1 protein-coding gene is annotated in these 3,011 nt (G+C 74.8%); it reads right to left on the bottom strand.

The window, feature by feature from the left end; genetic code table 11:
* A partial coding sequence (locus ABT023_RS28885; protein WP_350889843.1) for an acyltransferase domain-containing protein occupies positions 1 to 3,011 on the bottom strand: 3,011 nt, incomplete at both ends.

The following is a 3,011-nucleotide window of genomic DNA, read 5'->3' as shown; positions in this document are numbered from 1 at the left end:
GCCATACCCACCCCACCCGCACCCGAGTGGACCAACACCGACTCACCCGCCCGCAACCCCGCCAGATCCCGCAACGCGTACCACGCCGTCAGGAAGACGAGGGGCACGGAGGCGGCCTGCGCGAACGACCAGCCGGCGGGCATCCGGGCGAGGCGCTCCCGGGTGGCGACCGCGAGCGGGCCGAAGCCCAGCTCGAACATGCCCATCACCCGGTCGCCGGGGGCCAGGTCCGTCACCCCCGGACCGACCTCCACCACCACACCCGCACCCTCGCTGCCCATCACCGCCGACGGATCCGGATACATCCCCAACGCGATCAACACATCCCGGAAGTTCACCCCGGCCGCCCGCACCGCGATCCGCACCTGCCCCGCGTCGAGGGGGACGGGGGTGGCCGACACCAGCGCGACCCCGTCGAGGGTGCCGGGGGCGGTCGCGGCGAGGTGCCACGCCCCGGACGGCGGCGGGGTCAGCTCGTCGGCCGTGGGCCGGACCAGCCGGGGCACGAACGTCCCGTCGGCGCGGACGGCGAGTTGGCCGCCGGTCGCCGTCGGGTCGGCCACGACGCCGGCCAGCACCGCGAGGGTCGCCGGGTCGAGCGGACCCTCGACGTCGGCGAGGACGATCCGGTCGGGGTGCTCCGACTGCGCCGAGCGCAGCAGGCCCCACACCGCCGCGCCCGCCAGGTCGGACACCTGGTCCTCGTCCCGGGCGACGACGGCGCCCCGGGTGACCACGACGAGCTTCGCGTCGGCGAGTGCGTCGGCGGCGAGCCAGGACCGCACCACGGTCAGGGCGTCGTTCGTGGTCGCGCGCACCACGCCGGGCACGTCGACGCCGGGGGCCGCGCCGGGCGTCCACAGCAGGGCCCGGGGGGACTCGGCCCGTGCGTCGGCCAGCGCCGTGGCGAGCGCGTCGACGTCGGGGAAGCCCGGCAGGTCGAGCCCGGCGATCGACGGCCCGAGCAACGCCCAGCCGGACAGGTCGCCGGCCGGGGTGATCTCCGCCGGCAGCCATGTCACCTCGAACAGCGACCGCGCCGCCGCGCCCGGGGCGGCCACCGCCGTCAGCTCCCGCAACACCAGCGAGTCCACCGACACCACGGCCGCGCCGGACTCGTCCACCGCCACCACGCGCACGCCGGACCCCTCGCGGGTCAGCCGGACCCGCAGCGCCCGCGCACCCGACGCGTGCACCTGCACGCCCTCGAACGCGAACGGCACCCGTGCCCCGCCACCCTCACCGGCCAGCAGCGACGCCACCGGGTGCAACGCCGCGTCGAGCAGCGCCGGGTGCACCCCGAACGCCGCCGCGTCACCGGCCGCCTGTTCCGGCAGGGCCACCTCGGCGTACGCCTCACCGGCCGCGGTCCACGCCCGCCGCAAACCCTGGAACACCGGCCCGTACACCAGACCATGCCCCGCCAGAGCCGCGTACCACCCGGTCAGGTCCACCTCGGCCGCACCGGCCGGCGGCCACTCCCCCAGCACCGGCTCGTCGGCCGACACCGGCTCCAGCGCACCCTCGGCGTGCCGGACCCAGGCCCCGTCGGCCTCCTCGTCCGGCTGCGAGTGCACGGTCACCGACCGGGCGCCCGACGGGTCGGCCGCGCCGACGCGCACCTGCACCCGCACCCCCGCCGACCCCGGCAACGCCAACGGCGTCAGAACGGTCAGCTCCCGCACCCGGGACACACCCACCTCGTCACCGGCCCGCACCGCCAACTCCACCAACGCCGTACCCGGCACCACCACCGAACCGGCAACCACATGCTCCGCCAACCACGGATGAGTCCCCGCCGACAACCGCCCCGTCAACAACACCTCGTCGTCCCCGGCGAGGCGCACCGCCGCGCCGAGCAGCGGATGGCCCGCGACGCCCAGCCCGGCGCCGGACACGTCGCCGACCTGCCACGACACCGCGTCGGGCCAGTACCGCTCCCGCTGGAACGCGTACGTCGGCAGATCGACCCGCCGCGCACCGGCCCCGGCGAACCACGACTGCCAAGCCACCGGCACACCGTGCACGTGCAACTCACCCAGGGCCGCCAACAGCCCCTGCGCCTCCGACCGGTCCCGACGCTGCACCGCCACCGCCAACACGTCCCCGCCGGCCGGCAGCACGTCGGCGGCCATCGCCGTCAGCACGCTCTGCGGACCGACCTCCAGGAACGTGTCCACCCCCGCATCACGCAACGCCGTGACCCCGTCGGCGAACCGCACCGCCTCCCGCACATGCCGCACCCAATACTCCGGGGTACGCAACTCGTCGCCACCGGCGATCGCACCGGTCACGTTCGACACCACCGGCAACCGGGGCGTCGCAAACGTGAGCCCGGCCAGCACCGACCGGAACTCGTCGAGCATCGGCTCCATCAGCGGACTGTGGAACGCGTGACTCACCGCCAACCGGCGAGTCCGCACACCCCGACCCCGCCACACCCGCTCGATCTCGTCGACGGCGTCGACCGCACCGGACACCACCACCGACGACGGCCCGTTCACCGCCGCGATCCCGACCCGGTCCGTGAACCCGTCCAGCGTCGGCAGCACCTCAGCCTCCGACGCGTTGACCGCCAACATCCCGCCACCAGCCGGCAACGCCTGCATCAACCGACCCCGCGCCGCCACCAGGACACACGCGTCGGACAGCGACAACACCCCCGCGACGTGCGCGGCCGTGATCTCACCAACCGAGTGACCCCCCACGAAGTCCGGCACCACACCGAACGACCCCACCAGGCGGAACAACGCCACCTCGACCGCGAACAGACCCGCCTGCGTGAACACGGTCTGATCCAGCAGGCCCGCCTCGACAGTGCCCTCCGCCGCGAACAGCACCGGCCTCAACGGCTGCGGCAACAGCCCGTCCAGCAGCCCACACACCTCGTCCAACGCCGACGCGAAGACAGGGAAACCGTCGTACAACTCGCGACCCATCCCGGCCCGCTGCGCCCCCTGACCCGAGAACAGCACCGCCAGCGGACCCCGGTCCACCGCGGAGCCGGTGAC

This window comes from Micromonospora sp. NPDC002296, from assembly GCF_040296145.1.
Classification (GTDB): Bacteria; Actinomycetota; Actinomycetes; order Mycobacteriales; family Micromonosporaceae; genus Micromonospora.
This window is presented reverse-complemented; position numbering and strand designations above follow the sequence as displayed.